Genomic DNA, 23,294 nt, shown 5'->3' with positions numbered 1-23,294 from the left:
TATTCGCCAATAACTTTAAAAGTATCCTCCTGTTTCATTTGAAAAAAGGTGAGAAAAGATGGGTATAGAACTAACTACATTAGACTTGAATTTTACCTGGATGATTGTTGTTATATCTATAGCTGGATTAATTTATGCGGTATTGCTTGCACGTCAAACTATGAAACACCCCACCACTGGGGGCGATGCAGACAGAATTTCTAACGCCATAAGAGCAGGGGCAAATTCATATCTAAGAAAGCAACTTATTTCGATCGGAGTGATGGTTGCAATATTAGCTGCCATTCTTATAATGTTACCTGCGCATCAACCAGAGGGTTTCCCATCAATTAGGTTTGGAAGGATGTTAGCATTCCTGATGGGTGCTAGTTTCTCAGCATCTGTAGGATACGCGGGTATGAATATTGCCACCCGCGCAAATGTCAGAGTAGCTGCTGCAGCGAATAAAAGTTTCGGACAAGCGCTTAAAATAGCATACAGAGGTGGAACAGTAGCTGGTATGCTAACCGATGGGCTTGGCCTGCTAGGAGGTATAATTGCATTTATAATCTTCCGTGAATGGGCGTTCGAAGTCTTATTAGGCTTTGGATTTGGCGGAACACTTATAGCATTGTTCTATCGAGTTGGTGGTGGAATTTATACGAAGGCTGCAGATGTTGGAGCCGATCTTGTAGGCAAAATTGAGAAAGGTATCCCTGAAGATGATCCAAGGAATGCTGCTGTGGTAGCTGACTTGGTAGGTGATAATGTTGGTGACTGTGCAGGTATGGCTGCAGATATATTCGAGTCATACGAAGTAACAGAAGTTTCAGCTATGATATTAGGTCTAGCTGCGTTCCCACCAGCGATTTACGGTTTTAAAGGCGTATTATTCCCACTGATGGTCAGGGCCATCGGAGTGTTAAGTTCAATAATCGGTACGTACGCCGTGAGACTTCGTGGTGAGAAAGAAGGTGCAATGAAAGCGATAAACCGCGGTTACACCACTTCAGCTACGGCTTCGATAATTGGATTTTTCGTTCTCAGCTTTTTCTATATGCAAGGCTTAGCTGATATAAACACGGGCTTAGCTGTGGTTTGGTGGAAATTCCCAATTGCAATAATGGCAGGAATCGGGCTTGCAGTATCAACTAACTTCTTAACAGAGCATTTCACCTCAGTAGAGGCGGGACCTGTTAAAGGTATGTCAAAGGCATGTCAAACTGGTGCAGCAACCAACCTCCTCGAAGGTATTGCCGTAGGATATGAATCAAGTGTCTGGGCGATAATAAGTATAGCAGTATCAATTTTTGTTTCAGTAATAATCTTTGGTTCGCTTGGCGTAACAGCTTTCTATGGTGTTGCGCTTTGCGGTATCGGACAACTTACCTTGACTGGAAATAATGTAGCTATGGATACGTTTGGTCCAATTGCAGATAATGCACAAGGTCTGGCTGAAATGAGCAAAGATGACTACTTCACTCCTCAAGCACAAAGCGTCTTAGCAGATATGGATTCAGTTGGTAATACAACTAAAGCAGTTACAAAAGGAATAGCAATAGCATCAGCAGTAATAGCAGCAGTGTCTCTCTTTAGGTCATATATTGAACTTCCTTTGCTTCTAGGTGGTGAATTACTAATCTTAGATTTGTCAGTTCCGTTAATCTTTATTGGATTACTTATTGGCGGAGCGGTACCCTTGTTGTTCAGTGCAATTTGCATTAAAGCCGTAGGCAAAGCCGCAGCGAAGATGATTAGAGAAGTGCGACGGCAATTTGCAGAGATTCCCGGGCTATGGGAGGGGACAGCAGACCCCGACTATGAACGGTGTGTAGCTATCTCTACCCGCGCCGCGCAAAAAGAACTCCTTCCTCTTGGAATACTCGCAATAGCCACGCCGTTGCTTGTAGGATTCTTACTCAGTGGTGCAGCACTAGGAGGCTTTCTAGGAGGTGCAATAATAGCTAGTCAATTGTTGGCAGTGTTCATGGCAAATGCTGGAGGTGCTTTCGATAATGCTAAGAAGAGCATTGAGGATGGACTCTTTGGAGGAAAAGGATCCGATGCCCATAAGGCAGCCGTTATCGGTGATACTGTAGGAGATCCCTTGAAGGATACCGCGGGACCTGCATTGAACCCAATGATGAAAGTAATAAATCTCATCGCACTGCTAGTAGGTCCACTTGTATTACAGGTCTCTCTTATTGGCTATGTAGCAGCAGATCCAGTCGCTATATTTGTATTCAATCCAACAGCATTAGGAATAGCTATAGTGCTTGCTCTAACTATAGTAATTGCTTTCGCTATGTGGTATAGCAAGAGAGAAACAGAAGATATAGCTGACCTTGGTTAAAACAAAACTGAAACACATTCTCTTAGAAAAGGGAAAATGAAGGAAAAATAGAAATTTTCTTTCCTTCCCTCTCTACATTTTTCTACAATTTTTATTTTTTTGAAAGACTACAAGTATTTCTTCTAAACCTATATCACAATTAATCTTCCTTCAACCAATGAAACCATCTTCTGCTAGGTATGATTTTTGCCTCAAGTAGATAACTGAACTATTGGCGTCCTTAAGTTTCTTTTTTAATTTCGCATCATTCGTAGCAACGACGAATTTAGTTTTCTTGGCGATTCTAAGAATATATTCGTCTGCAGTTTCATTAGGAAGGAACTGTTCATCTAAAACTTTGATATTTTGTTCTTTGAGAAATCGTAAAGCAAACTCGACCTTCTTTCTTTTCTTAGGTTTCGATTTGCTTAATAATTCTTTTAGTTCAGTTATAACTCCGCTTAGAGCAACTAACTCATATTCTCTTTTCACAAGGCGATCTAGCTCTGATATTATATTGATTTGAATTTCTGAGAGCATTATAAGAAAATTTGAATCAATAATAATACTTACGATTGCACAATCCCCCAACCAATCAACCGCCATCTTCCACTTATTCTTCGGCTGATTGCGATCCTACTTCCTTCCTCGATGCATACTGGTCTTTGAAGTTCTAATTCAGCGTTCTTACCGGCTTCTTTAACTCTACCGATAGTAGCAGAGGCGCCAACTGTTAACATTAGAGGTTCATTTTGCTTAATAGGCATTACTTTTTTTTCTTCAGCAAGCCCTACTACGTGTTCGAGGAGCGAAGCTTGAACTTGTAGTGTTTTATCCCATACTGGTGGAAGATTGTCAGGTTTCCCTACAACATTTCCCACCAAACCGTCTCCCTTTGTAATAGATGAATCTAATTTGGTTCCTAAAGCAATAAGTCCTCCAGGCTTTGCTTCTTCTAGTTTAATGTTACCGCCTGCTTGTATTGTGGTAACAACCGAGTATAATCGTTCAAACGGACCGTCTTCCTTTTGCTGAATGCCAGGAGCTATCTCGATTTCATCTTCGGTCTTGAAAGTACCTGCGAGAATCGTGCCCCCAATAACTCCTCCAACTAATTCTTTTACTGTAGCACCTGGCTTATTAATATCAAAAGATCGTGCAACATAAAGTTTAGCTGGTTTATCAAGATCTCGTTTTGGAGTTGGAATAAACTCCTCTAGTGCTGAAGTCACAACGTCAATGTTGGCTTTATGAAGTGCAGAAATAGGAATTATAGGTACATCAATATCAAGTGTTTGCTTAACAAAGTCTCTGATTTGCTCATAATTAGGCTTTGCATCTTCATCAGAGACTAATTCAACTTTGTTTTGTGCGATGATAATGTGCTTGATGCCTGTTATTTGTAACGCTGCAAGGTGTTCTCTTGTTTGTGGTTGGGGGCACTCTTCATTTGCAGCAATGACGAGTACTGCACCGTCCATAATCGCTGCACCTGATAGCATTCTTGCCATCAGTATCTCGTGTCCTGGTGCGTCAACAAAACTAATTTTCCTAACAAACTCAGTTTTCGAACCACAAGCAGGACATTTTTTTTCTGTGGTATAATAAGGAGGTTCACAACCTGTACATTTGTAGATTAAACAATCAGCGTAACCTAATTTGATTGAGATTCCACGCCTTAGTTCTTCTGAATGCGTGTCTGTCCAGATTCCACTCAGAGCTTGGACTAAACTAGTCTTACCATGATCGACATGACCTACCATTCCGATATTAATCTCACTCTGTACCTTCTTTATAGCCACATTGAAACCTCCAACTTCAAATAAGAGACATTGAATCTACTAAAAGTAAGGTGCACTACTTTTTAGTTTTTCTCATTATGATTGCATGCGCGTGGTTTATTTTTCAATAGTAATGGACATGTATCTTTCAAAGTGAATAAGTAGAACTACACTAACTGGAGTCTTTGAGAGTATTGATATGGGCAAACAACTCTGTTTGGTTCGATTTTAGTTAAAGAACAATTCGTCTGGGATAATAAGACTTTTAAATATAGCTTATAGAATTGAAGTGTCTTGCTTTTCCTAACTTTTCCTCTAATCTTTTTATTCTTAGAGCATTTAAGGGGATAAAATATATTGTATAAAAATATCAAAATTCAGGACACGGTGAGAGTCGATCCAAGTCGATTTGGAGAATCTTTAGAAGAAGTGGTCCTTGAAATTTGTCGCGAAAATTATGAAGGAATTATCAATTCAGATTTAGGATTAATTATTGCAGTTACTGCTATCGAAGATATAGGTGTTGGAAAACTAATCCCTGGTGATGGAGCCGCTTATCATGATGTAACTTTCAATATTTTATCTTACAAACCAGAAGATCACGAAATAGTTGAGGGCGAAGTGGTTGAAGCCACAGATTTTGGTTTATTTGTTAGATTAGGTTGTATAGATGCACTAATTCATGTTTCACAAGTTTATGATGATTTTTTTTCATACGATGGAAAGCACGCGCTACAAGGACGAGAAAGCAATAGGATAATTCGCGTTGGTGACAAAATTAGGGCAAGAGTAATAGCCATCTCATTAACTAAAAACGCAATTCGAATGGGACTCTCCATGAGGCAACAAGGACTTGGTGCAAAGACATGGATTGAAGAATGGGTTCAAGAGTCTGAAGGAGAGAATGGAGAAGAAACTGAAAAAGAAGAAAAACCCAAACCCAAACCAAAGAAAAGAAGGAAAAAGCGTCGCAGCTGATCTTAATTAATTAATGGTGATAAGTATGAAGGAAAAAGCGTGTCGAGTGTGTCATAGAATCTTCTCTGAAAAACAACAATGTCCTGACTGTAAAACGTACACTTTAAGTGAAGACTTTACAGGCATCGTGTGGATTTTCTCGTTGGAAGATAATCAAATAGCTAAACAGTTGAATGTTACTAAACCCGGCAAATATGCTCTTAAGGTTAGATGAGATCTTTGTCAAATCGAAAAATTTAAAGATACACTTGAATTTACGTAAAAACTCTCAATGGAGGAACTTGAACTTGAGTTTGCAGATTGAAATTCTAAAGGAATTCGAAAACCCATTGTTAAAAAGAAAAGAACTTGAATGTATTGTTAGACATCCCAGAACTGCTACTCCGACGCGCGCAGAAATTAGAGACAAACTTTCTGCTCTTTTAAATTGTGATAAAGAAGCGCTTTTTGTTGAAAAAATTCTCTCAGAATTTGGAGTTTCAGTAACTAAGATCTATGCGAGAGTATATTCTACACCCTCTGAAGGTGAAAAGATAGAACCATCGCACATAATTTTAAGAAACAGAGGAAAAACTGCTGAAGAATAGAGTATTATATAATCATCAGGATTTCGGTATTATATTTCATCAAAAAGTACATTAATTAAAGTAAAGCAAAGTAAATTAATGATGAGGTCTTAAAATGGCGTATGAATATTATAACGTTGATAAAGATTACAAAAAAATCACTTTATTAAAGCGCAAATGTCCTCGCTGCAATTCATTTATGGCGGATCATTATGATCGTTATGCATGTGGGAAATGCGGTTATACAGCGTTTAAAACTCAAGAAGAGAAGACTAAAGGTAAAAGTAAAACAAAGAAGGCGGCTAAAAAGAAATAAATGCTCATTTTCTAGGTATTGTTCATTTAATATTATCTCTTTTTGAAAAGAAGCGTGACAGTATATGCTTTGCATAGGGCTTGAGGGAACTGCCCATACTCTTGGAATCGGAGTAATTGATTCTAATGGAAAGATATATGCTAATGTTCGTAGTGAATATGTTCCCAAGAGTGGAGGAATTCATCCAAGAGAAGCGGCACAGCATCATACGAATGTTTTTGCTGCAACACTCCAAGAAACATTAGAACACAGCAATTTAAATAAAAGGGACATCGGATTAATCGCGTTCTCAAGAGGTCCTGGTTTAGGACCTTGCCTACGTGTTACTGCAACAGCAGCACGAACAATTGCACTTTTATTAGATATCCCTTTAGTTGGCGTAAATCATTGCATAGCACATATTGAGCTTGGAAGGCAATTATCAGGTTTTAAAGATCCCCTTGTAGTATATGTTTCAGGAGGCAACACAATTGTATCTGCCTATGAAGCAAATAAGTATAGGATATTTGGTGAGACTTTAGATATTGCTTTAGGAAACATGCTTGATACTTTTGCACGTGAAGCAAATCTTTCTCATCCAGGTGGACCAAAGATAGAGAAAATTGCTAAAAAAAGTTCTAGAAGATTCATTTCGCTACCTTATAGTGTGAAAGGGATGGATCTCTCTTTTTCAGGGTTATTAACAGCCGCAGTGAACAAACTAAAAGAAAATGAACCACTTGAAGATCTTTGCTTTAGTTTGCAAGAAGTTTCTTTTGCGATGCTTACTGAAGTTACTGAAAGAGCTCTCGCGCATACTGAGAGATCAGAAGTATTATTAACAGGAGGGGTTGCTGCAAACAAAAGACTTCAGAATATGATTCAAATAATTTCTCAAGAACACAATACTAGTTTTTTTGCTGTATCACCGGATCTTGCAGGAGATAACGGCGTTATGATAGCTTGGACAGGATTAATTCAATTTTTGCAAGGTGATATTTTAAATATCAAGAACAGCCAAATTCTCCCTAAATGGAGTTTAGGTGCTGTTGAATTTACGAGAACATAGGTGGATGTGTTTATTGCTTTTTAAAAAAGGTGCAGAAGCATATCTTTACAAAGAAACATGGTATTTAAAACATATTATTCGAAAACAACGAATAAAAAAAGATTACAGAGTTTCTGAACTTGATTGGACCTTGCGAGTCGCTAGAACTGTTCGTGAGGCAAATCTATTACGAAATGCTAAAATAGCCGGAGTGCCAACACCCACAGTTTACGAAATAGACAAACGTGAGACAACTCTTATAATGGAATTCATTGAGGGGCAAAGAATTAAAGAAATTCTGGATGAACTCAACGCTGAAGCCCGAGAAACTCTCTCAAGACAAATAGGAATTCTTATAGGTAGACTGCATCAAAATAATATGATACACGGAGACCTTACCACTTCTAACATGATTCTAACAGAAACGGGTAAAATTTACCTTATTGACTTCGGGTTGGGCTATAACTCGACTTCTATCGAAGATAAGGCAGTCGATCTGCATCTAATGAAAAGGGCACTTGAGAGTACCCATTATAGAGTTTCAGAACAAGTATTTAGTAAGATTTTAGAAGGATATTCATCCATCACCGGTCCAGCACCTATGAAAGAAATATATGATCGAATGGAATCAATTCGGAAAAGAGGCAGATATCTACGAGTTTCATAAAAGGGCGAGTTAATACATGTTATTTCTAGTAACCAGCAATATCGGTAAATTTAAAGAAGCAAGACTTGTGATGGAAAGATACGGGATTGTAATTCAACATTTAGCAATTGAAAAACCTGAAATCCAGGCAGATAATATTAGGGAAATTTCAGAAAATGCAGCAAAAGAAATTTTAAAGCAACATAATAAAGAAATACTTGTTGAAGACGCTGGACTTTTTATTGAGGCGCTAAACGGTTTCCCTGGTCCCTATTCTTCTTATGTAATGCGAACTATAGGTTGTCAAGGAATTCTAAAATTGTTAAAAAATGAAACAAAAAGAAACGCTAAATTTAAGGCTGTTTTAAGCTACGGGACACCTGAAGAAAGTGTTATATCTTTTAAGGGAGAAATAAAAGGGATTATTGCGCATTCAAGTCGTGGAAACAGCGGTTTTGGCTTCGATCCTATCTTTATACCAGAAGGAAGCAATAACACATTTGCGGAAATGAGTATCTCAAAGAAAAATGAATTCTCGCATAGAATGCGTGCTTTAAAACAATTTACAGAATGGTATGTCAAAAAAATGCATTAAACCTGTAAAAATAAGAGTATTGATAATTGATCCCGCTGGATTTTTCTCAAGTTGAAATAGTCTTGTTATGGTGTCTTTAGTTTTCTAGCTTCTCGTTCCACTTCTCTTAGCATTAAGATGTCTCCCATGCGTACTGGTCCTTTGACATTTCTAGTAAGAATTCGTCCTTGATCGCGTCCTTCTAGTATTCTGATTTTCACTTGTAGGATTTCTCCTGTAACACCTGTTCGGCCAATCACCTGAATTACTTCAGCTGGATAACCCATCTCTTCGCTCATGCGCGTTCCTCCGTTTTCATGTGTTTTTGCATTACAAGGTCTTTATTTTTCCTAAGATATCTTTAAGTAGTTTATCAGCATCTCCAGCATCAGTAATGGCAGCTGCAGCAGAAGGTACTTCTATTCCTGATGCCGTTCCAATCCCCATTTTAGTCGGAACATAGATATATGAGACATTCTTTTCTTCACATAGAAGTGGTAAGTGAGCTACTATCTCAGGAGGATCTACATTCTCTGCAATAAGAACGAGTTTCGCTGTTCCACGTTCCACAACTTTGGTTGTCTCATTAGTTCCTTTAGAAATCTTTCCGGTGTCTCTTGCTGCCGCCAAAACTTCAAGGGCAGAATCTGCTAAATCTTTTGGTACGTCAAACTTTACATAAAATGGCTTAGACATTTTTTCACACCTCGCTTCATGCATTGCATTACAAGAGGAAATGCAATGCTTTCATCCTTCATAAGTGATCATTTTTGTTTAACTTTACCTGTGATCATAGTTATTGTACTTTTTAAAAGCTTTTGTTCTAGTGACATAGTCTTCTTGATTAATTGATCTTTTTCAACAGCTGTAGGACTACCTGAACTACTCTACTTTTTTGGAAAGGGCATCTTTGCTGATTTCTAATAATTATTTTTTGAAATAAAAATTTAAAACTTAAAGAAAACCGAAATAGATTTTAAGAATAATTAAAAAAACTATTTCTTAAATAAGCGTTTAGCAAACATGGAAATGTCAATTCCTCTTAATGTCAACCAGTTTGCACTGTTACCAGAAATGATAATGGGCACTTTTTTAAGATCTTCAATAGCACGTGCTCCAGTGAGAAACATTGCACATTTCAATTCAGCGATAATACTATCTATAACAGATTTTACGGCTTCTACATCTCCACTGAAGGCAGGTTCTAGCAATGGTGAGGCTATTCCTATGCCATCTGCACCTAGAGCAATCGCTTTGGCTATATCCATACCATTTCTTATTCCACCTGAAGCTATTATTTCTACTTGTGAAGTCGCATGTACTACTTCAACCGTGCTTACCACTGTTGGCAAGCCCCAGTCCCAGAATAATGTTCCAAGCCTTTTTAAACGTTCTAATCCTTGTTCCTCAGCACGATATACTTCAACTGCAGAAAAACTTGTTCCTCCTACTCCTTGGATGTCTATTCCAGCTACACCTGCCTTTTCAAGAAGGTTAGCAGTTTCCCTAGAGATGCCTGCTCCAGTTTCTTTAGCAATTATTGGAACATCTAATTCATCTGCCAGTTTATTGATTGCTTGGATTACACCTAAATAATTTGAGTCTCCTTCAGGTTGAATGGCTTCCTGTAATGCATTTAAATGGATTGCTAAAGCATTTCCATCAATCATTTTAATAACTTTTTTTGCCTCTTTTGCTCTGATAGTACCATCTACCAATTGTGGTGCACCAATGTTTCCAATTAAGAAAGCATCTGGCGCGTATTTTCTGGCTATAGAATATGTTATTTCTAATTGAGGGTTTTCTAGTGCTGCTCTTTGGCTTCCCAGACCGAGACCAACGCCAATTTCTTGTGCTGCAATTGCTAGGGTTTTGTTGATCTTTTCAGCAACTGGATGTCCACCTGTCATTGCGCTAATAAAAATTGGAGCAGCAAATTCGTGTCCGAATAATTTGCTATTGGTTTTAATATTGGCTAAATCTGATTCTGGAAGTGCACTATGTACAAAATCAATATCTTCGAATCCAGTAGATTTTTTCGTTTGGACATCCTTATCTAAACATATCTTTATATGATCTAGTTTTCTTGCTACTGTTGCCTGATTTTTCAATGCAAGAACCTCTATCTAATGTTTTTCTCATCGCGTGAAATAAGTGCCTACTACCTTTTTACCTTTTAAAACTTCTTCGATAATACCTGGCTTTGTTGCATTGATTATTATAGCGTCCACGCCTTCTCTCATCAAAGGCTCAATTTCCTTTAACTTACCAAACATGCCGCCAGTAACGTCTGAGGCAACGGATTCTTTAGCTAATGAAAGCAAATTTTCAAAAGTATTAAGATTGATTTCAGGGATTAGTTTTTTGTCAGAATCCAACAAACCATCTACATTTGTTGCAAAAATCACTCTTTTTACGGAGAGTTCTTTTGCTAAGTAATTAACGATTTGATCACCGGATAATATCGCGATTCCTTGTGTAAGATCCATTACTGCATCTCCATAAAAGACAGGAATAAAATCAAATTTCAATAAGTTTCTTGTTGGTTCAAGATCCATGTGTGCGATACGTCCACTATCAGTCAGGGTGCATGCGGAAGGCTGTACAGAAACTACAGGAATTTCTTCTGTTAAAAATGTATCAACAATGGCCTTATTTAATGTCATCATTGCTCTTCTTGTTTCCGAGAAGCCAATTCTTTGACTTGGCGATTGCCACCCCTTATGAATTTGATACTTATTGGCGATTGGATGACCAAAGGACCCCCCACCATGAACCAAAAGCAAATTTATGAAAGAAATTACTGTTAAAACCTCTTTGGCAATTCTTTGAATAGTTTTCGAATCTATTTGATTTTGTTTTGACTTATCTGTGATCACGCTACCGCCAAGTTTCAATATCGTCAAATTCTTGAGATATGTACTCATAACATCCCAGCAGAACTTTTGTTATCTAAATTGATAAACAAACTGTTTAGTAATATAAGCAAGTAGAATCACAAGCTAGACAAAGTGTATAATAAGATATCTTATGTTCAAATACTTTGACCAAACCTCTTCTAATCAACCCAGTCACTATTGAGTGGTTGCTATAATTTTATAATTCTAAGCTTTGGAAGCGTTCCTGAGTCAAAGCCTTGAATATGGCGACGTCTTTGATGGTTTGTGTTATTGATTCGCTAATGACTTGCGAACGTCCTCCTTGTTTTGTGATATGAAACACAGCGTCAGCTACACGCTCAAACTCAGAGTCATGAGTTACGACCAAAGTTTGTTTGGTGGGACGCGTCCGTTCGAATACCATGACAAGGTCTTTTCGGCGCTGTGTGTCAAGCATCGAGGTTGGTTCGTCTAAGATGAGAATATCTTGATTAGCTAACAAACGAGCAATTGCCATCCTGATAGAAATGCAAGCGATCACTTGTTCCCCTCCGCTCAACATGATTAGCGGTTCCGCTCGTCCTGAACGATGGATGAGCAAGTCGTAATCTTCCGTAATGGTAATTTTTTCGTACTCATCATTTCCTATTAGGTACGTGAAAATCTCCGTAGCATACTCAGATATTTCGTCCACATATTGCGTTCTAAGTATGGGAACAATTTCACGGCAGAACTGACGAACAATCGTAGCACTCTCGTATTTTAATTTCTCGGTATCTAATTTCGAGTCGATCCCTTTTAATTCTTTCATTTTCTCTTCGAGATCATGAATACGATCCTCTTTTTCTGGAATCGATTTTTTGGCAAGGAAATCGATCTTTGTTTTTAATTCAGTTTGTTTGTGTTTTAAATTGTCTAATTCCTCTTCTAGTCGCTGGAATTCCGCGGAGTCAAACCTCTTTTGAAGGACATCTAATTGTTCTTTAGTTTTAGTATATTCGTCTTCGCATGCTTTATTCTCGCTACATTGCTTTTTTAAGTTTGAAATGTCAGATATGAGCAATATCAGTTTTTTGTATTGTTCTTCTTTCTCCTCTAATTGCTTTTTGTCCTCTGTGAGTTTTTTTTCGTCGAATTCCATTTCTAATTTCTTATATTGCTCCCGAAGGGTGTTGAGTTCATTAGTACGGATTTTTATGGTTTCTTTGAGTTCAACTATCTGATGATACTCTTTCAGCATCTCTTTTTCAGAATTCAATCTCTCATACAACTGTTTAATTTTCTGATTGACCTCTTGAGTATTTATATCGCTCATTGGCAAATTTTCTAAATTTTGCTGAGCGGTTTGCAATTCAGTTGTAAATTCTTCGATATTTGATTTTATAGACTCTATTTCTGAAACAATCAGGGAGAGTTTCGAAAACTTGCTTCTCTTGTTTTGCAAGTCTTCCATCACTTTTTTAGCGCTTTCTAGGGCATCTTCAATTAGTGCTTTCTTTTCTTCGATTTCTTGTTCCTTTATTTTAAGTTGTTCGATGAGATCATTTGATTCCTGAATAATTTTATTTTTGTGAGTACCTGTAACTTTTTGCTTACACTTTGGACAAGTTACGCCAGTTTTCAATTGTTCTATCTCAAGTAATTCTTCATTAATTTCTTCAACTTTCTTTTGGACTTGATGTAGTTGATTACTTTCTTGTTCCCTTGTTGTCAAGAACTGTTCTATTTGCTGTTCAATCTTCTGTATTTCATTTTCAAAGTCAATTTCGTTAAGATTCTTGAAAATCATTTCCCAATTTTTTGATGATTTCGACGCCGCTTTTTCTTTTTTAGTGAGTTTTTTATTATTTTTTTGGATTTCCTTTGATAAATTATCTATTGTAGTTTTAAACTCAGTTCTACTGGTCTCGATTTCTTGAATTTCCTTTCTCAAGCTTTCAAGAGTAGCAATCTCTGATTCAATTGAATTACTCTCCCTTTCTAGAAAGTCTTCAATTTGTTCTTCGGAGATGGATTTTATTTCTGGTTTTTTTGAAACAAGATTTTCATGAGATTTAATCGATTTTTCAGTCGTTTTGTCAATATTTTTGCTCTCTTTCTCGATCTGTGCTCTCAGGTTTTTCAATTGAGATTTTAGATCTTTTTGCTTCTCAATTTCTAACTTGATTTTTTCGGTAATTTCTTCAGTAGTTGCTTTTTCAGAGTGAAATTGCGAAATTACATCTGCTAAAAAGTCGTCTTCAATAATCAGGGTGATATTCGTTAATTTTTCGATTTCTTGCTTGCTGTTTTCAATTTGATCCTTTATTCGGGATATATTCTCAAGTTGAGCGTCTTCTCTTGCAGTTAGTTCATTGATCAAGTCGTTGTCCTGTTTATACGATGAAAATTCTTCTTTTAAGTTTTTAATGATAGGTTTTATTATTTTTAATTCTTCCTTATATGACTTCAATTCTTCTTTTAGATTTTTAAGATCCTCCTGCTCGTCGGGAAGTTTTTCAACATCACTAGCCCATTCATTCCTAATTTTTTCATACTCTTTGATACTAATTTCTGCCGCTTTTGTGATTTCACGAAGTTTTTCGAACAATTCTTGGAACGTTGCAAATCCTAGAAGTTTATCAAACAACCATTTCCTCTTACTTGGCTGCTCCGAAGCAATCTGAGATATTTCCCCTTGAGGTATATATACAATGTTCCCGAATGCGTTAGCACTAACTCCAAGCAACTTTTCAATTTCTTGTGTGACAGTTTTTGACTTTTCGGCTACGATCTTGTTGGGATGACGATGAAGTGTGGCTTCAGAACCACTTCGCCTAATTTTCCTTCCCACTAAATAACGTTTTCCGTCGACTGAGAAGGTTAGAGACAAGTCAGAAGATGTTTCCCCCATTCGGATCAAGAACTCTGCTTTCTTGTTCGGTACACTTCCAAATAAAGAGTACATGATAGCCTCAAAGATTGAAGTCTTTCCGGCACCGTTATCACCTATGATTATATTATGTCCTTCTAAAAAGTCAAATTCAGCATCCACATAGGTCTTGAAATTTTTCATAGACAACTTTTCAATCAATAGCACATCTTTCCCTCCTACCCCTGCGATTTTTGGATTTTCTTAACAAATTTGTCGAATACATCTTCGTATAAATTGTAGTTCCTGTCTTCTGTAATTTTGATAAGTTTTTCAACAAAGGAAAGATAGGGTGGTATCTCTTTTTCAGGCATCTTGAATTGCTCTCTCAGAACATCTTCGTATGCGTCTCTTCTTGATTGAGGTTTCCAGGTAACTGTAGAGATAGACTTAAATTTAGAGATGATATCGGCATGGAATGCTTTTGTGATCTTATTGCGGAATCTTTGTAGATTGACGAATGGGTGTTCCATGCCCTCATATGAACCAGAGAAAACAAACTTTAGGATAGCGTTGTGCGTATCGTTCTCGATCAAAATTCTTTCAGTCTTGTTCCTGATCGATTCAAGTTCCATCTGATCGAATTCTGTACGAACCTGGCGTTTTGGGCGGACTTTATATGTGATATATTTTGTATCTAACTTCCATGACATCTGCGATTCATCGCAATAAGAGATAACGGAGTAAAATCCCTTTTCATCAGCGAATTCATTTTCGCTTGAAGATTGCCATTCTGTCGAACTTACGTGTTCCGTTGAGCCTGGGCAGTAAAGACGAAGTTCTGGATCTTCGTATCGCATATGATAATGTCCAGCAGCAACGTAATCGAATAAATGAGGTAATTGGCGTTTTCGAAGGTCAACATTTCCCCTCATTCCTTCGAAATATGCATGGATCATTAATATCTTTGGTACATCAGTTCTTTCCAACTCCTCGCGATAATTATTAAGTAATTCCATTAATGCCTTACTTGTACGCTTTCCATAATATTGAATTCCCAAGATGAGTGCAATTTCTCTTCCATTCTTCATAACGGGTATACATTCATCCTGAATATAAGTCAGCAGCTCCATATCCTCAAGAAAGTCGAGGATATCTCCCCCATATTTTTTATCCCTAGAATAAGTGGTGTCGTGATTTCCCTGAATTATATAAAGTGGTATCCCCTTTGACTTTATTTTAGAAAGTATATGTATGGCTTGTCGGAGCTCGGGAGCGCCTGGACGCGAAGTTTCAAACATATCTCCAGTAAAAAGAATGAAATCAGGCGATTCATCAAGGGCGATGTCTACTGCCTTGTTGAAGGCGAGCGCAAAATCGTCAAATCTATCTATTAAATTATATTGGCGATTTCCAAGATGGGCGTCGGATATGTGACACCATTTAATTGGAGACTCGATCACAAGAATCACTCCCAAAGTTTTTTTTTAAATTTTGCACAAATATTAAATCATTAACATATCAATTTCACATTTCTATAAGATCACTGCTCCTAATAGTGAAAAGAATTATATTTCTAGCTGTAATTTTCTTTCTTTTTCTTCTTCTACGGCGGAAGCGAAGACAGCCCGAGTTCTTGCCCATTGACGAATACTATCAACCTTTTCTTTCATAGTTTTGGAAAGAGGAACAGTTTTATCAACACCTTTAAGTACATCTTCTGCTTCAAGTTCTCGTTCTTCGGCAAAAGCATCATACATCGCTGAAATGATCGCTTCTTCTATTTCTGCACCGCTAAAACCGTTTGTTTTTGTGGCTATCGTTTCAACATCGAATTTAGCAGGATCACGTCTCCGTTTCGCGAGATGTATCCGAATGATTTCTTTTCTTTCATCTACAGATGGAAGATCAATGAAGAAGATCTCATCAAATCTGCCTTTTCTTAAGAGCTCTGGGGGCATGATTTCGATATTATTCGCGGTTGCTATGACAAAAACAGGAGATTCCTTTTCTTGTAACCATGTTATAAAACTACCAAATACCCTAGCTGTAACACCAGAATCTGTTTGACCTGAGCTTTGAACACCAGACAATCCTTTCTCGATCTCATCAATCCACAATATAGCAGGTGCGATCGATTCTGCCATATTGAGGGCTCTACGGACGTTTGCTTCAGAAGAACCTACGACTCCGCTAAAGATTTTGCCAACATCAAGTCGCAATAGGGGAAGTTTCCAAAGGGAAGCTACTGCTTTTGCGGTAAGAGATTTACCGCACCCTTGAACGCCTATAAGGAGTATACCTTTAGGTTGTGGAAGGCCATAGTTTCGTGCTTTTTCGGTGAATGCTCTAGTCCTTTTTTTGACCCATTCTTTCAAGTTTTCCAATCCACCGACATTTTCCATTTTTTCAGTGGAATGAAAGTATTCAAGGATTCCCGATTTCCGGATAATTTGTTCTTTTTCACTGATAATTAACTCGGGGTCAAATGTTTTTTTGACAACAAGAGACTTAGCAAATACATTTTCTGCTTCGTCCATGGTCAATCCCAAGGCTGACTTAAGAATCTGCTCACGAGTAAGGTCATCCAAATTAACATCAACCTTTGGATTGTCTTTCACCGAATTAATTATCCCTCTGAGTATACGCTCTAGCGTTTTCAAGCTGGGAAGTTGGTAATCAATTACAGTAATTAATTTTTCCAATTCAACTGGTATTTCTAGCACTGGAGAGACAACAATTATCGTCTTATTAGATTTTTTCACCTCTTCGGCGCAATCTCGTAATCTTCGGATGACTTGTGGATCTTTTAAGTAAGGATGAAAATCTTTTAAAACGAAAAGTAAGGGTCTCTGGACACTATACACATAATCAAGCGCAGTCAGAGGATCTCTCACAGAATTATCGATTTCTTTTCCTGATTGTGTTTTTATACCCTCTGTGATTGACCAGCAGAACATTTCTTTTTCCCTTTCTTGAGCAACCTCAGAAAGACTTTCTAAGACCCTCCCTTCTTCCCAAGAGACGATATATATCACAGGATACCTCGCTCTGACCAAAATTTCGATTTCATTTTTCGAATAAGAGTCGATCTTGTTCATTTTTCGTTTCTCCTTCATTTTTACAAGTTAATCCAGATAAGGACACGACGAGCGGCACGAGGGATCCTGGCAAATCACAAATCGTGACCGTTCCGTCTGGATCAATATAGATATCCGTCTTAATAAGAAACTCTAGTTCTGGTATGTGATTCCTCCTCTTCATAATATTCTGATGTATATTCTCTCTCTTCGACATCTCCTAACTCATCCTCCAGGAACTTGGTCGCATCAATGCATCCTTTCCCTTTTACTCCCTTAACTTTGATGTTCACATTGCCATTCGGGTCTATCATTATTTCAAGTTCGGTTGTTTTTACACCCATTGTCTTCTCACCACAGTTAACTTAATTTCATTATTTTCTGTTAATGTTTCGTTAGTGACTGAATATCCTTTTTTCTTTACCTCAGCTATGATTTTGTGGTAACTGTATCGTTGCGTTAGTTTTTGCAGAAACTCATTTCTATTTATCTTAATCCCATACCAATCTGCAACGATTTCGATTTCTCCTGTTGCGCTTTTTCTCAATCCGATGTCATAACCTCGCGATGTAGTGATTTTAAGTTCAGCTTGAGTTTTTCTGCCACCATAACCTCTTGTTAGAACTTCTCCTTCTATAAAATTATAATTAAGATCCTTTAAAGACTTCTTTATTGCATCCATATCGGTTAGTTTTGTTTTAATGGTAGTAAAATGTGACATTTTTTTCCTACCCCCATAATTATTATTTAAAATAGTTCGTCCACTTAAAGAGTAAAAGGTAGTACCTATCATGATTTGTTTAGTATTAAAACAATATAGGGTACCTTTACAGAAGATATCTTCCCTTGTAGGTATAAAATGATAGAGAGAGTATGCAAAAAGTAATTCTATCTGAAAGTGTTTTTCTTCAGAATATTTTGAGGAGGCCTATTATTAACCATATATTCTCAGTTTTAATAATATACGAAAACGAGTAGATATTCTTGTTTATCGTGAAATTTACCAACCATAAAAACTGTTCATTCTTTAGCGCGCAATTTTTTGATTAATGAAACATAATAGCATTATCTAATTTTGAAAAAATCATGAAAACACAATCAATTAACTCAGTACCTTTAGTTAATCATGAATGATCAATGAAGCATTAAAAGAATAATAGTAGAAACAGCAGTCTCTATTGCTCACGTCTAACTTTGCTTTCAAATTCTGAAAGCGGTACTTTGAATTCTTCGTTGCTTGCAATCTCGCCGCGTTCCTTAAGAACTTCTCTTGCAAGAAGCCAGAATATCAATGAAAGTGAACGACGTCCCTTATTGTTTGCCGGAATGACAATATCTACATTCTTGGTACCATTATCGGTATCACAGAGTGCAAGCACGGGAATACCTACGCGTAATGCTTCCTTTAAAGCTTGTCTATCAGCACGGGGGTCGGTAATCATAATTACTTCAGGTTCTATATATTCCTCAATATTTGGATTTGTTAAAGTTCCTGGAATAAAACGTCTTGACATAGCTTTGCATCTTATAGTCTCGCAAAAGGCTTCAATGGGTTTAAAACCATATGCTCTCGCTGAAACTACAAGAACTCTGTCAGTTTCGTATCGTGATAAGAACTTCGCTGCAGCCTTTATTCTCAGATCTGTAGTCCTTACATCAAGTACATAAAGTCCATCATTACGAACTCGATAAATGAATGGTTGCATACTTTTTGTGGCAATTTGTGTACCTATATGAATCCCACATGCAAGATATTGATCCAACGGGACTAATAGTTCCTCTCCTTCAGTTGTTTCCATTTCAGAAATTCTCTAGACCTCCTGAATATCTAGATATAGGGCAGATCCATCTATACGAAGGATTTGCTAGACATAACTGTTCATTTTTTCAAAGCTAGAGTTTTATGTCTTTTGTTTTTGCATATTTGATTCTATATTTTTCACTTTTTGAATGTATTTTTGTAACGATTCTGAATTTGAAGACTCAAAAAACTAATTATTACCCTTTTTCATCAGTTTCTTACTCAAAAAAAAGCAGTTCTCTATTCAAATAAGATCTTGGCAATTTTAGTTCTAATTTCTTGCCTCATGCGTCTGAGTCTTGCTTCGAAAGTGTTATCTATCCGTATTGTTTCGTCAGAATTGGTTACAATTGCTCCTCCAACACTTCGTAAATTATCTTCTATAACTGATAGAGTTGTTGTCGTACCAGTTTGCTGCATCACACGTTGTTGAATTTTGCTAATATCTATATGTTTCCCATGACCTGTTTGAATTTTTATTTTAAGATCTCCACCATTTAATCCAATTGCGGCTTCTGTTATTAGATTATTTAGAGTTGTTACATATTCCGCTGAACTTACAAAACCTATTAATTTCTTCTGAGCCTGATCGAAAACGTCATTGATTATTTCTTCCTTATTCTTGAGTGTATCACTCCTTGCGGTAAGTTTAGCTTTTGCAATTTCTCTTTTTAATCTAAGATCTGCTTCCTTTTTTGCTTGTTCTATAATCTCTTTAGATACTCTTCCTGCTCTCTTTTGTACATCTTCAGAGAGCTCGCTCGCTATTTGATTTGCTTGATTTAGAATTTCTTTTGCTTTTTCTTCCGCATTTGCTAAGATCTCATCTTTCATCATATCGAAAACGTCAGTATTTGATTCTGTCATAAGAATTCAGCCTCTCTAATTCAGCCTCTCTAATTATATAATAAACAATACATCGCCAACAGAGTAGTAATTACATTATAACTTTTTCTGTTATTCACGATTTGCAGTTTGCATCTAGCTGACGAGAAGTTCTCTTACCAAAACTCTATAAGGTCTACACTCCTTTAAGGAATAAGTTTCTGTTCGTGAAATGTTGTATAATAACAACAGAGACTACGTGGATTTGGGCGATAGCACTTCTATTTTCTCCAGTTTGTACTTGCGACTTCCTAGTTCGATTTCTTCTGCTGCGACTAAGAGATTTTGAGGATCAATATCTTTCAGTATACCTCCTAATTTATCTGCTCCGGGCTCCATGACACCACATTCCTCTGCCATTGATCCTGGTATACCTGGTGCAGCATTGATTAGATCAATGGACGCTTGATCTATAGCTAATGGGTCTGATGAAGCAAGGATCCCAAGATCTGGTACAATTGGGATGTCATTCCAACCTTTCTGTAAATGCTCACAATCGCAATTCCAGTCAATTTCGATTAGAAAATTAAAATTGTAGATGTTTTCTTTGCCAATAGTCTGTACAAAAGCTTTGGTGTGTTCAGCAATTGCTTTTTGTAAGAAGCTTTTTTCTGTTCTCTCCGTTTCAATGGCTTTTTGAGGGCATTTAACAACACATGCATAGCAAAAAATGCATTTTTCTTCGTCAATTACTGCTTTGTTATTTTCTTTACTAACAGCGTCAACTGGACAAGCAGTAATGCAAGGAGCGATCGAATACCCAGGCGAACCATCACAAATGCTTGGATTGACTTTTGGTTTATTTCTAAAGTGAATTAGCCCTTTGCTTGTCTTACCTGCGCAACCCACACCAATATTTTTAATGGCGCCCGCTGGTCCAGCAAACGCGTGCCCTGTAAAATGTGCTGCACTTATAAGAAAATCGACTTTCGTAAGCATTTTTGCTAAAGTGACTTCTTTGAAGAGGTTACCCATAACTTTTACTTTCGTTATATCTGTTCCAAATTGTCCATCTGCGATTATTATTGGTGCTAAAACTGTTTCCTGAGTAAACCCGTGAGAAGTAGCAACCTCTAAATATTTTTGGGCAGTACCACGAGGATTAGTAAGCCCTAATCCAGTAGTTTCAGCTACAAATGGCTTGGCACCCCATTTTTTTAGATGTTCTACTAATCTTCTTATGTAAAATGGGCGTAAATATCGTGTGGATAAAGGTGATCCCATATGAGTCTTTACGGCAACAAGATCGCCTTTAGAGATTTTATCTTTTAGCTCAATTTCAATTATTCGATCAAATTTGGAGATAAGGCTCTCCGCAGAACTCCTCGCTCTAGCATCTGCGAAATAAACAGTTGGTACTTCCATTACATTTCACCATTTGGACTTAAGTCTAATAATTCATTCAACGTTCTATTATGGAATACCTATACATTCTAAAATGTTTAAGAGTCTTACTTTATTGCCGTTTTAGTTTTGTTTATGAAGAGCTCCTGTTGTGTATAAATCTTGTAAGGTGACTAGAATTTGAAGTTAGAAAAAATAGATGAAACTGACTCTACTATTTCTTGCGATGAATGTGGTGCAAGTGCAGAAATGATGTTTTATAACGATAATGACGAAATCATTTACTACTGTTTACATTGCTTTTTAAATAGGCACGATCGAGATAGGATTCAATGGTATAGACGTATGTGGCTGTTGAAATCAATGATGGAGTACGAAGAAAAGAAAAACAAGCCAAAACCCCCTAACTGGGGCATTCGGAGTCTATATGAAAAATAGTCTAATATTACGTTAATTTTAGAATAAGAAAATGGGAAAAGAAACAACCCCCAGATATTATTCGAAATAGTTAAAAAACACACTAGTTTACTTCTCGCAGCAGATAGATGTTTTGTCTCATATCACTTAAATTGGGCAATCTCCGAATAAGCTCGCCATCTAATAATTTTTTAAGGGCATAACGTACCGTTCTGGGGGCAAGATTGCATTGACGTAAAATATCTTTCGCCGTTAACGGTCCATTCTTTTTAAGCAAATCATAAACAACTCTTGCACTCGGGGGGATTTTCTTTTCTACGGTAATCGGTCTAAATTCTCTGGATACATCAATTTCTTCAACGGCTGCCATCTATATACCTCCTATTTAAACATTATTATATCTGCATATAACTATATGTCAGAGTCATATATAAACTTTTGGTGTAAAAACCACTAGAAAGGTTGCGATTTCAAACTATTAATGATAATCTTCAATTTGATCTAACATTTTGATGAAAAATGATTTATTAACGCCCTTTCAATCTCGTATAGGCGTCTGCAGCGAGTTTTGACTAGATTCCTATGTGACTTGCTACGCAACTTTTTAATTTTCCTAATCTAAATAATTAGATGATTCCTAATTGATTATCTTAAGAGGCCAATTTTCAAAGGTCTCACAGGGGATTAGATTTGTTAGCGAAAATATTCACTCACGAAAAGCCGATAATTGGCGTAGTTCATTTACCTGCACTTCCAGGTTCACCGCATGATTCTAAAGATCTTGAAGAAATATGCGAATTTGCTATAACTGATGCACGGACACTTGAGGAAGGAGGCTGTGATGGAATCCTTATTGAAAATTATTTCGACCAGCCTTTTCTCGAAAAAATGGCTGTTGAAACTGTTGCTTCTATGACAAAAATAGCATGTGAAATAAAAAGGAATGTTTCTTTGCCCATAGGCATAAGTGCATTGCGAAATGATCCCTTTGCTGGATTGGCAATTGCTCATGCAATAGGTGGAGAATTTATTCGTGTTAATGTATTTATAGGTACAGCAATGGTCGGCACTGGCGTAATTCCTGGATGCGCTGCAGAGTTGTTAAGATACAGAAGCAAACTTAATTGCGATGTGCAAATTTTTGCAGATATTGATGTAAAACATGCTACTCCTCTTGTGAAAGTACCCATTGAGCGCGAAGCAAGGGAAGCAGCCTATCGTGGAAAGGCAGATGGCTTGATTGTGACAAGTCATGAAACAGGATCGCCTCCGCAGCTTGAGACTGTACAACGGGTAAAAAATGCAGTATTTGACGTTCCAATCATTATAGGAAGTGGGATTAATCCTGAGAACGCAGAAGAATTTCTTGAAGTTGCAGACGGAGCGATTGTTGGGAGTTCTTTAAAAAAGAATTTAGCAAGTCCAATTGATATAAACCTAGTGAGAACATTAGTTGAAGCGATTGTGTCCCTAAGACGTGATTAACAATGAAATGGGAACAACGACATGAAGTGGCAAAAGAAGCCGCACGTCTGCTATATTATGGGTTAGCTACGGAATATATATTTGCAAAAAAACGTGCTGCACGTTCACTTCGAGGTCCTCTCCCCAGCAATAAAGAGGTTGCCCTTGAGCTAGACAACTTAGCTGAATCTCTCGAAGGTGATGAACGGAAAAAGCGTCTTGTAAGCATGAGAATGGAGGCACTTACGTATATGGAGTTTTTGAAAGAGTTTCAGCCGGTATTAAAAGGCAGTGTATGGCGTGGAACGATTATTACGAAAAGAAGTGATATTGATATTGTCATTTATGCAGATACTACTTCTGAACCTTTAGCC

25 protein-coding genes and 1 pseudogene are annotated in these 23,294 nt (G+C 37.2%); 11 read left to right on the top strand and 15 right to left on the bottom strand.

What is annotated here, in order from left to right; all coding sequences use genetic code 11:
- Positions 1-58: 58 nt before the first annotated feature.
- Positions 59-2,332, top strand: a complete 2,274-nt coding sequence (locus tag QVB70_RS16545; protein ID WP_287588553.1) for a sodium-translocating pyrophosphatase — start codon at positions 59-61, stop codon at positions 2,330-2,332.
- Between the two features lie 150 nt (positions 2,333-2,482).
- Here the strand turns inward: QVB70_RS16545 and QVB70_RS16540 are convergent, their stop codons facing one another.
- Together QVB70_RS16540 and QVB70_RS16535 are read right to left on the bottom strand one after the other, a co-directional pair.
- The gene (locus QVB70_RS16540) at positions 2,483-2,917 is read right to left on the bottom strand and encodes a hypothetical protein (protein WP_287588552.1); all 435 of its coding nucleotides are present in this window, start codon (positions 2,915-2,917) and stop codon (positions 2,483-2,485) included.
- Positions 2,881-4,113, bottom strand: a complete 1,233-nt coding sequence (locus QVB70_RS16535; protein WP_287588549.1) for a translation initiation factor IF-2 subunit gamma — start codon at positions 4,111-4,113, stop codon at positions 2,881-2,883. The genes QVB70_RS16540 and QVB70_RS16535 overlap by 37 nt, the downstream gene beginning before the upstream one ends.
- Before the next feature lie 336 nt (positions 4,114-4,449).
- On the opposite strand from QVB70_RS16535, the gene QVB70_RS16530 reads away from it, so the two are divergent.
- The 7 genes from QVB70_RS16530 to QVB70_RS16500 all read left to right on the top strand — a co-directional run bounded on the left by QVB70_RS16530 (position 4,450) and on the right by QVB70_RS16500 (position 8,220).
- Complete coding sequence (locus QVB70_RS16530) at positions 4,450-5,070, top strand: DNA-directed RNA polymerase (protein ID WP_287588546.1); 621 nt, start codon at positions 4,450-4,452, stop codon at positions 5,068-5,070.
- A 25-nt stretch (positions 5,071-5,095) separates the two neighbouring features.
- Positions 5,096-5,284, top strand: a complete 189-nt coding sequence (spt4, locus tag QVB70_RS16525) for a transcription elongation factor subunit Spt4 (protein WP_287588544.1) — start codon at positions 5,096-5,098, stop codon at positions 5,282-5,284.
- Positions 5,285-5,357: 73 nt separating this feature from the next.
- Positions 5,358-5,657: a hypothetical protein gene (locus QVB70_RS16520; protein WP_287588542.1), complete on the top strand. Its 300-nt coding sequence runs from the start codon at positions 5,358-5,360 to the stop codon at positions 5,655-5,657.
- 94 nt (positions 5,658-5,751) lie between these two features.
- Positions 5,752-5,952, top strand: coding sequence for a 30S ribosomal protein S27ae (locus QVB70_RS16515; RefSeq protein ID WP_287588541.1), 201 nt, complete (start codon positions 5,752-5,754; stop codon positions 5,950-5,952).
- A 64-nt stretch (positions 5,953-6,016) separates the two neighbouring features.
- Positions 6,017-7,000 carry a bifunctional N(6)-L-threonylcarbamoyladenine synthase/serine/threonine protein kinase gene (locus tag QVB70_RS16510; RefSeq protein ID WP_287588538.1) on the top strand — a complete coding sequence of 328 codons (984 nt, stop codon included), beginning with the start codon at positions 6,017-6,019 and terminating at the stop codon, positions 6,998-7,000.
- A gap of 4 nt (positions 7,001-7,004) precedes the next feature.
- Entirely contained in the window at positions 7,005-7,646 is a 642-nt protein-coding gene (locus tag QVB70_RS16505) for a KEOPS complex kinase/ATPase Bud32 (protein WP_342766580.1), read from the top strand.
- Between the two features lie 16 nt (positions 7,647-7,662).
- The gene (locus QVB70_RS16500) at positions 7,663-8,220 is read left to right on the top strand and encodes an XTP/dITP diphosphatase (RefSeq protein WP_287588533.1); all 558 of its coding nucleotides are present in this window, start codon (positions 7,663-7,665) and stop codon (positions 8,218-8,220) included.
- Between the two features lie 65 nt (positions 8,221-8,285).
- On the opposite strand, the gene QVB70_RS16495 is transcribed toward QVB70_RS16500, so the two are convergent.
- The 12 genes from QVB70_RS16495 to QVB70_RS16440 form a co-directional block, all read right to left on the bottom strand.
- A complete protein-coding gene (locus tag QVB70_RS16495) occupies positions 8,286-8,498 on the bottom strand; it encodes a 30S ribosomal protein S28e (protein ID WP_287588530.1) in 213 nt (70 codons plus the stop codon).
- Positions 8,499-8,529: 31 nt separating this feature from the next.
- Positions 8,530-8,895: a 50S ribosomal protein L7Ae gene (rpl7ae, locus tag QVB70_RS16490; protein ID WP_287588528.1), complete on the bottom strand. Its 366-nt coding sequence runs from the start codon at positions 8,893-8,895 to the stop codon at positions 8,530-8,532.
- 299 nt (positions 8,896-9,194) lie between these two features.
- Positions 9,195-10,310, bottom strand: coding sequence for a type 2 isopentenyl-diphosphate Delta-isomerase (fni, locus tag QVB70_RS16485; protein WP_287588526.1), 1,116 nt, complete (start codon positions 10,308-10,310; stop codon positions 9,195-9,197).
- Positions 10,311-10,337: 27 nt separating this feature from the next.
- Complete coding sequence (locus tag QVB70_RS16480) at positions 10,338-11,126, bottom strand: isopentenyl phosphate kinase (protein ID WP_287588524.1); 789 nt, start codon at positions 11,124-11,126, stop codon at positions 10,338-10,340.
- A 169-nt stretch (positions 11,127-11,295) separates the two neighbouring features.
- The gene (locus tag QVB70_RS16475; protein WP_287588522.1) at positions 11,296-14,157 is read right to left on the bottom strand and encodes an SMC family ATPase; all 2,862 of its coding nucleotides are present in this window, start codon (positions 14,155-14,157) and stop codon (positions 11,296-11,298) included.
- 11 nt (positions 14,158-14,168) lie between these two features.
- Positions 14,169-15,392: an exonuclease SbcCD subunit D gene (locus QVB70_RS16470; RefSeq protein WP_287588520.1), complete on the bottom strand. Its 1,224-nt coding sequence runs from the start codon at positions 15,390-15,392 to the stop codon at positions 14,169-14,171.
- A gap of 105 nt (positions 15,393-15,497) precedes the next feature.
- On the bottom strand, positions 15,498-17,030 hold the full coding sequence (locus tag QVB70_RS16465; protein ID WP_287588519.1) for an AAA family ATPase: 1,533 nt from the start codon (positions 17,028-17,030) through the stop codon (positions 15,498-15,500).
- 119 nt (positions 17,031-17,149) lie between these two features.
- Positions 17,150-17,353: a DUF2997 domain-containing protein gene (locus tag QVB70_RS16460; RefSeq protein ID WP_287588518.1), complete on the bottom strand. Its 204-nt coding sequence runs from the start codon at positions 17,351-17,353 to the stop codon at positions 17,150-17,152.
- On the bottom strand, positions 17,344-17,730 hold the full coding sequence (locus QVB70_RS16455) for a DUF1257 domain-containing protein (protein WP_287588517.1): 387 nt from the start codon (positions 17,728-17,730) through the stop codon (positions 17,344-17,346). The genes QVB70_RS16460 and QVB70_RS16455 overlap by 10 nt, the downstream gene beginning before the upstream one ends.
- Before the next feature lie 454 nt (positions 17,731-18,184).
- Positions 18,185-18,808 (bottom strand): 30S ribosomal protein S2, encoded by a 624-nt coding sequence (gene rpsB, locus QVB70_RS16450; protein ID WP_287588516.1) that lies wholly within the window; start codon positions 18,806-18,808, stop codon positions 18,185-18,187.
- 242 nt (positions 18,809-19,050) lie between these two features.
- Positions 19,051-19,677, bottom strand: a complete 627-nt coding sequence (locus tag QVB70_RS16445; RefSeq protein WP_287588514.1) for a V-type ATP synthase subunit E — start codon at positions 19,675-19,677, stop codon at positions 19,051-19,053.
- A gap of 213 nt (positions 19,678-19,890) precedes the next feature.
- Entirely contained in the window at positions 19,891-21,060 is a 1,170-nt protein-coding gene (locus tag QVB70_RS16440) for a DUF362 domain-containing protein (protein WP_287588512.1), read from the bottom strand.
- A 159-nt stretch (positions 21,061-21,219) separates the two neighbouring features.
- On the opposite strand from QVB70_RS16440, the gene QVB70_RS16435 reads away from it, so the two are divergent.
- On the top strand, positions 21,220-21,477 hold the full coding sequence (locus QVB70_RS16435; protein WP_287588511.1) for a hypothetical protein: 258 nt from the start codon (positions 21,220-21,222) through the stop codon (positions 21,475-21,477).
- 82 nt (positions 21,478-21,559) lie between these two features.
- Here the strand turns inward: QVB70_RS16435 and QVB70_RS16430 are convergent, their stop codons facing one another.
- The gene (locus tag QVB70_RS16430) at positions 21,560-21,826 is read right to left on the bottom strand and encodes a helix-turn-helix domain-containing protein (RefSeq protein ID WP_287588509.1); all 267 of its coding nucleotides are present in this window, start codon (positions 21,824-21,826) and stop codon (positions 21,560-21,562) included.
- Between the two features lie 320 nt (positions 21,827-22,146).
- Here QVB70_RS16430 and QVB70_RS16425 point away from each other — a divergent pair, with 320 nt between their 5' ends.
- Entirely contained in the window at positions 22,147-22,941 is a 795-nt protein-coding gene (locus QVB70_RS16425) for a BtpA/SgcQ family protein (RefSeq protein WP_287588507.1), read from the top strand.
- Positions 22,942-22,943: 2 nt separating this feature from the next.
- Positions 22,944-23,294, top strand: a pseudogene (locus QVB70_RS16420) (hypothetical protein); the annotation flags it as partial.

The sequence above is a fragment of the Candidatus Borrarchaeum sp. genome (assembly GCF_019058535.1).
Taxonomy (GTDB): domain Archaea; phylum Asgardarchaeota; class Sifarchaeia; order Borrarchaeales; family Borrarchaeaceae; genus Borrarchaeum; species Borrarchaeum weybense.
The sequence above is the reverse complement of the archived record's forward strand: the minus strand, read 5'-3'. Positions and strand labels throughout refer to the sequence as shown.

What these genes read in the sequence shown, in the direction of transcription:
- QVB70_RS16545 (WP_287588553.1), top strand. Translation starts at nt 59, where the DNA reads ATGGGTATAGAACTAACTACATTAGACTTGAATTTTACCTGGATGATT.
- QVB70_RS16540 (WP_287588552.1), bottom strand. Translation starts at nt 2,917, where the DNA reads ATGGCGGTTGATTGGTTGGGGGATTGTGCAATCGTAAGTATTATTATT.
- spt4 (WP_287588544.1), top strand. Translation starts at nt 5,096, where the DNA reads ATGAAGGAAAAAGCGTGTCGAGTGTGTCATAGAATCTTCTCTGAAAAA.
- QVB70_RS16515 (WP_287588541.1), top strand. Translation starts at nt 5,752, where the DNA reads ATGGCGTATGAATATTATAACGTTGATAAAGATTACAAAAAAATCACT.
- QVB70_RS16510 (WP_287588538.1), top strand. Translation starts at nt 6,017, where the DNA reads ATGCTTTGCATAGGGCTTGAGGGAACTGCCCATACTCTTGGAATCGGA.
- QVB70_RS16505 (WP_342766580.1), top strand. Translation starts at nt 7,005, where the DNA reads ATGTGTTTATTGCTTTTTAAAAAAGGTGCAGAAGCATATCTTTACAAA.
- QVB70_RS16500 (WP_287588533.1), top strand. Translation starts at nt 7,663, where the DNA reads ATGTTATTTCTAGTAACCAGCAATATCGGTAAATTTAAAGAAGCAAGA.
- QVB70_RS16495 (WP_287588530.1), bottom strand. Translation starts at nt 8,498, where the DNA reads ATGAGCGAAGAGATGGGTTATCCAGCTGAAGTAATTCAGGTGATTGGC.
- rpl7ae (WP_287588528.1), bottom strand. Translation starts at nt 8,895, where the DNA reads ATGTCTAAGCCATTTTATGTAAAGTTTGACGTACCAAAAGATTTAGCA.
- QVB70_RS16480 (WP_287588524.1), bottom strand. Translation starts at nt 11,126, where the DNA reads ATGAGTACATATCTCAAGAATTTGACGATATTGAAACTTGGCGGTAGC.
- QVB70_RS16465 (WP_287588519.1), bottom strand. Translation starts at nt 17,030, where the DNA reads ATGAACAAGATCGACTCTTATTCGAAAAATGAAATCGAAATTTTGGTC.
- QVB70_RS16460 (WP_287588518.1), bottom strand. Translation starts at nt 17,353, where the DNA reads ATGGGTGTAAAAACAACCGAACTTGAAATAATGATAGACCCGAATGGC.
- QVB70_RS16455 (WP_287588517.1), bottom strand. Translation starts at nt 17,730, where the DNA reads ATGTCACATTTTACTACCATTAAAACAAAACTAACCGATATGGATGCA.
- rpsB (WP_287588516.1), bottom strand. Translation starts at nt 18,808, where the DNA reads ATGGAAACAACTGAAGGAGAGGAACTATTAGTCCCGTTGGATCAATAT.
- QVB70_RS16445 (WP_287588514.1), bottom strand. Translation starts at nt 19,677, where the DNA reads ATGACAGAATCAAATACTGACGTTTTCGATATGATGAAAGATGAGATC.
- QVB70_RS16440 (WP_287588512.1), bottom strand. Translation starts at nt 21,060, where the DNA reads ATGGAAGTACCAACTGTTTATTTCGCAGATGCTAGAGCGAGGAGTTCT.
- QVB70_RS16430 (WP_287588509.1), bottom strand. Translation starts at nt 21,826, where the DNA reads ATGGCAGCCGTTGAAGAAATTGATGTATCCAGAGAATTTAGACCGATT.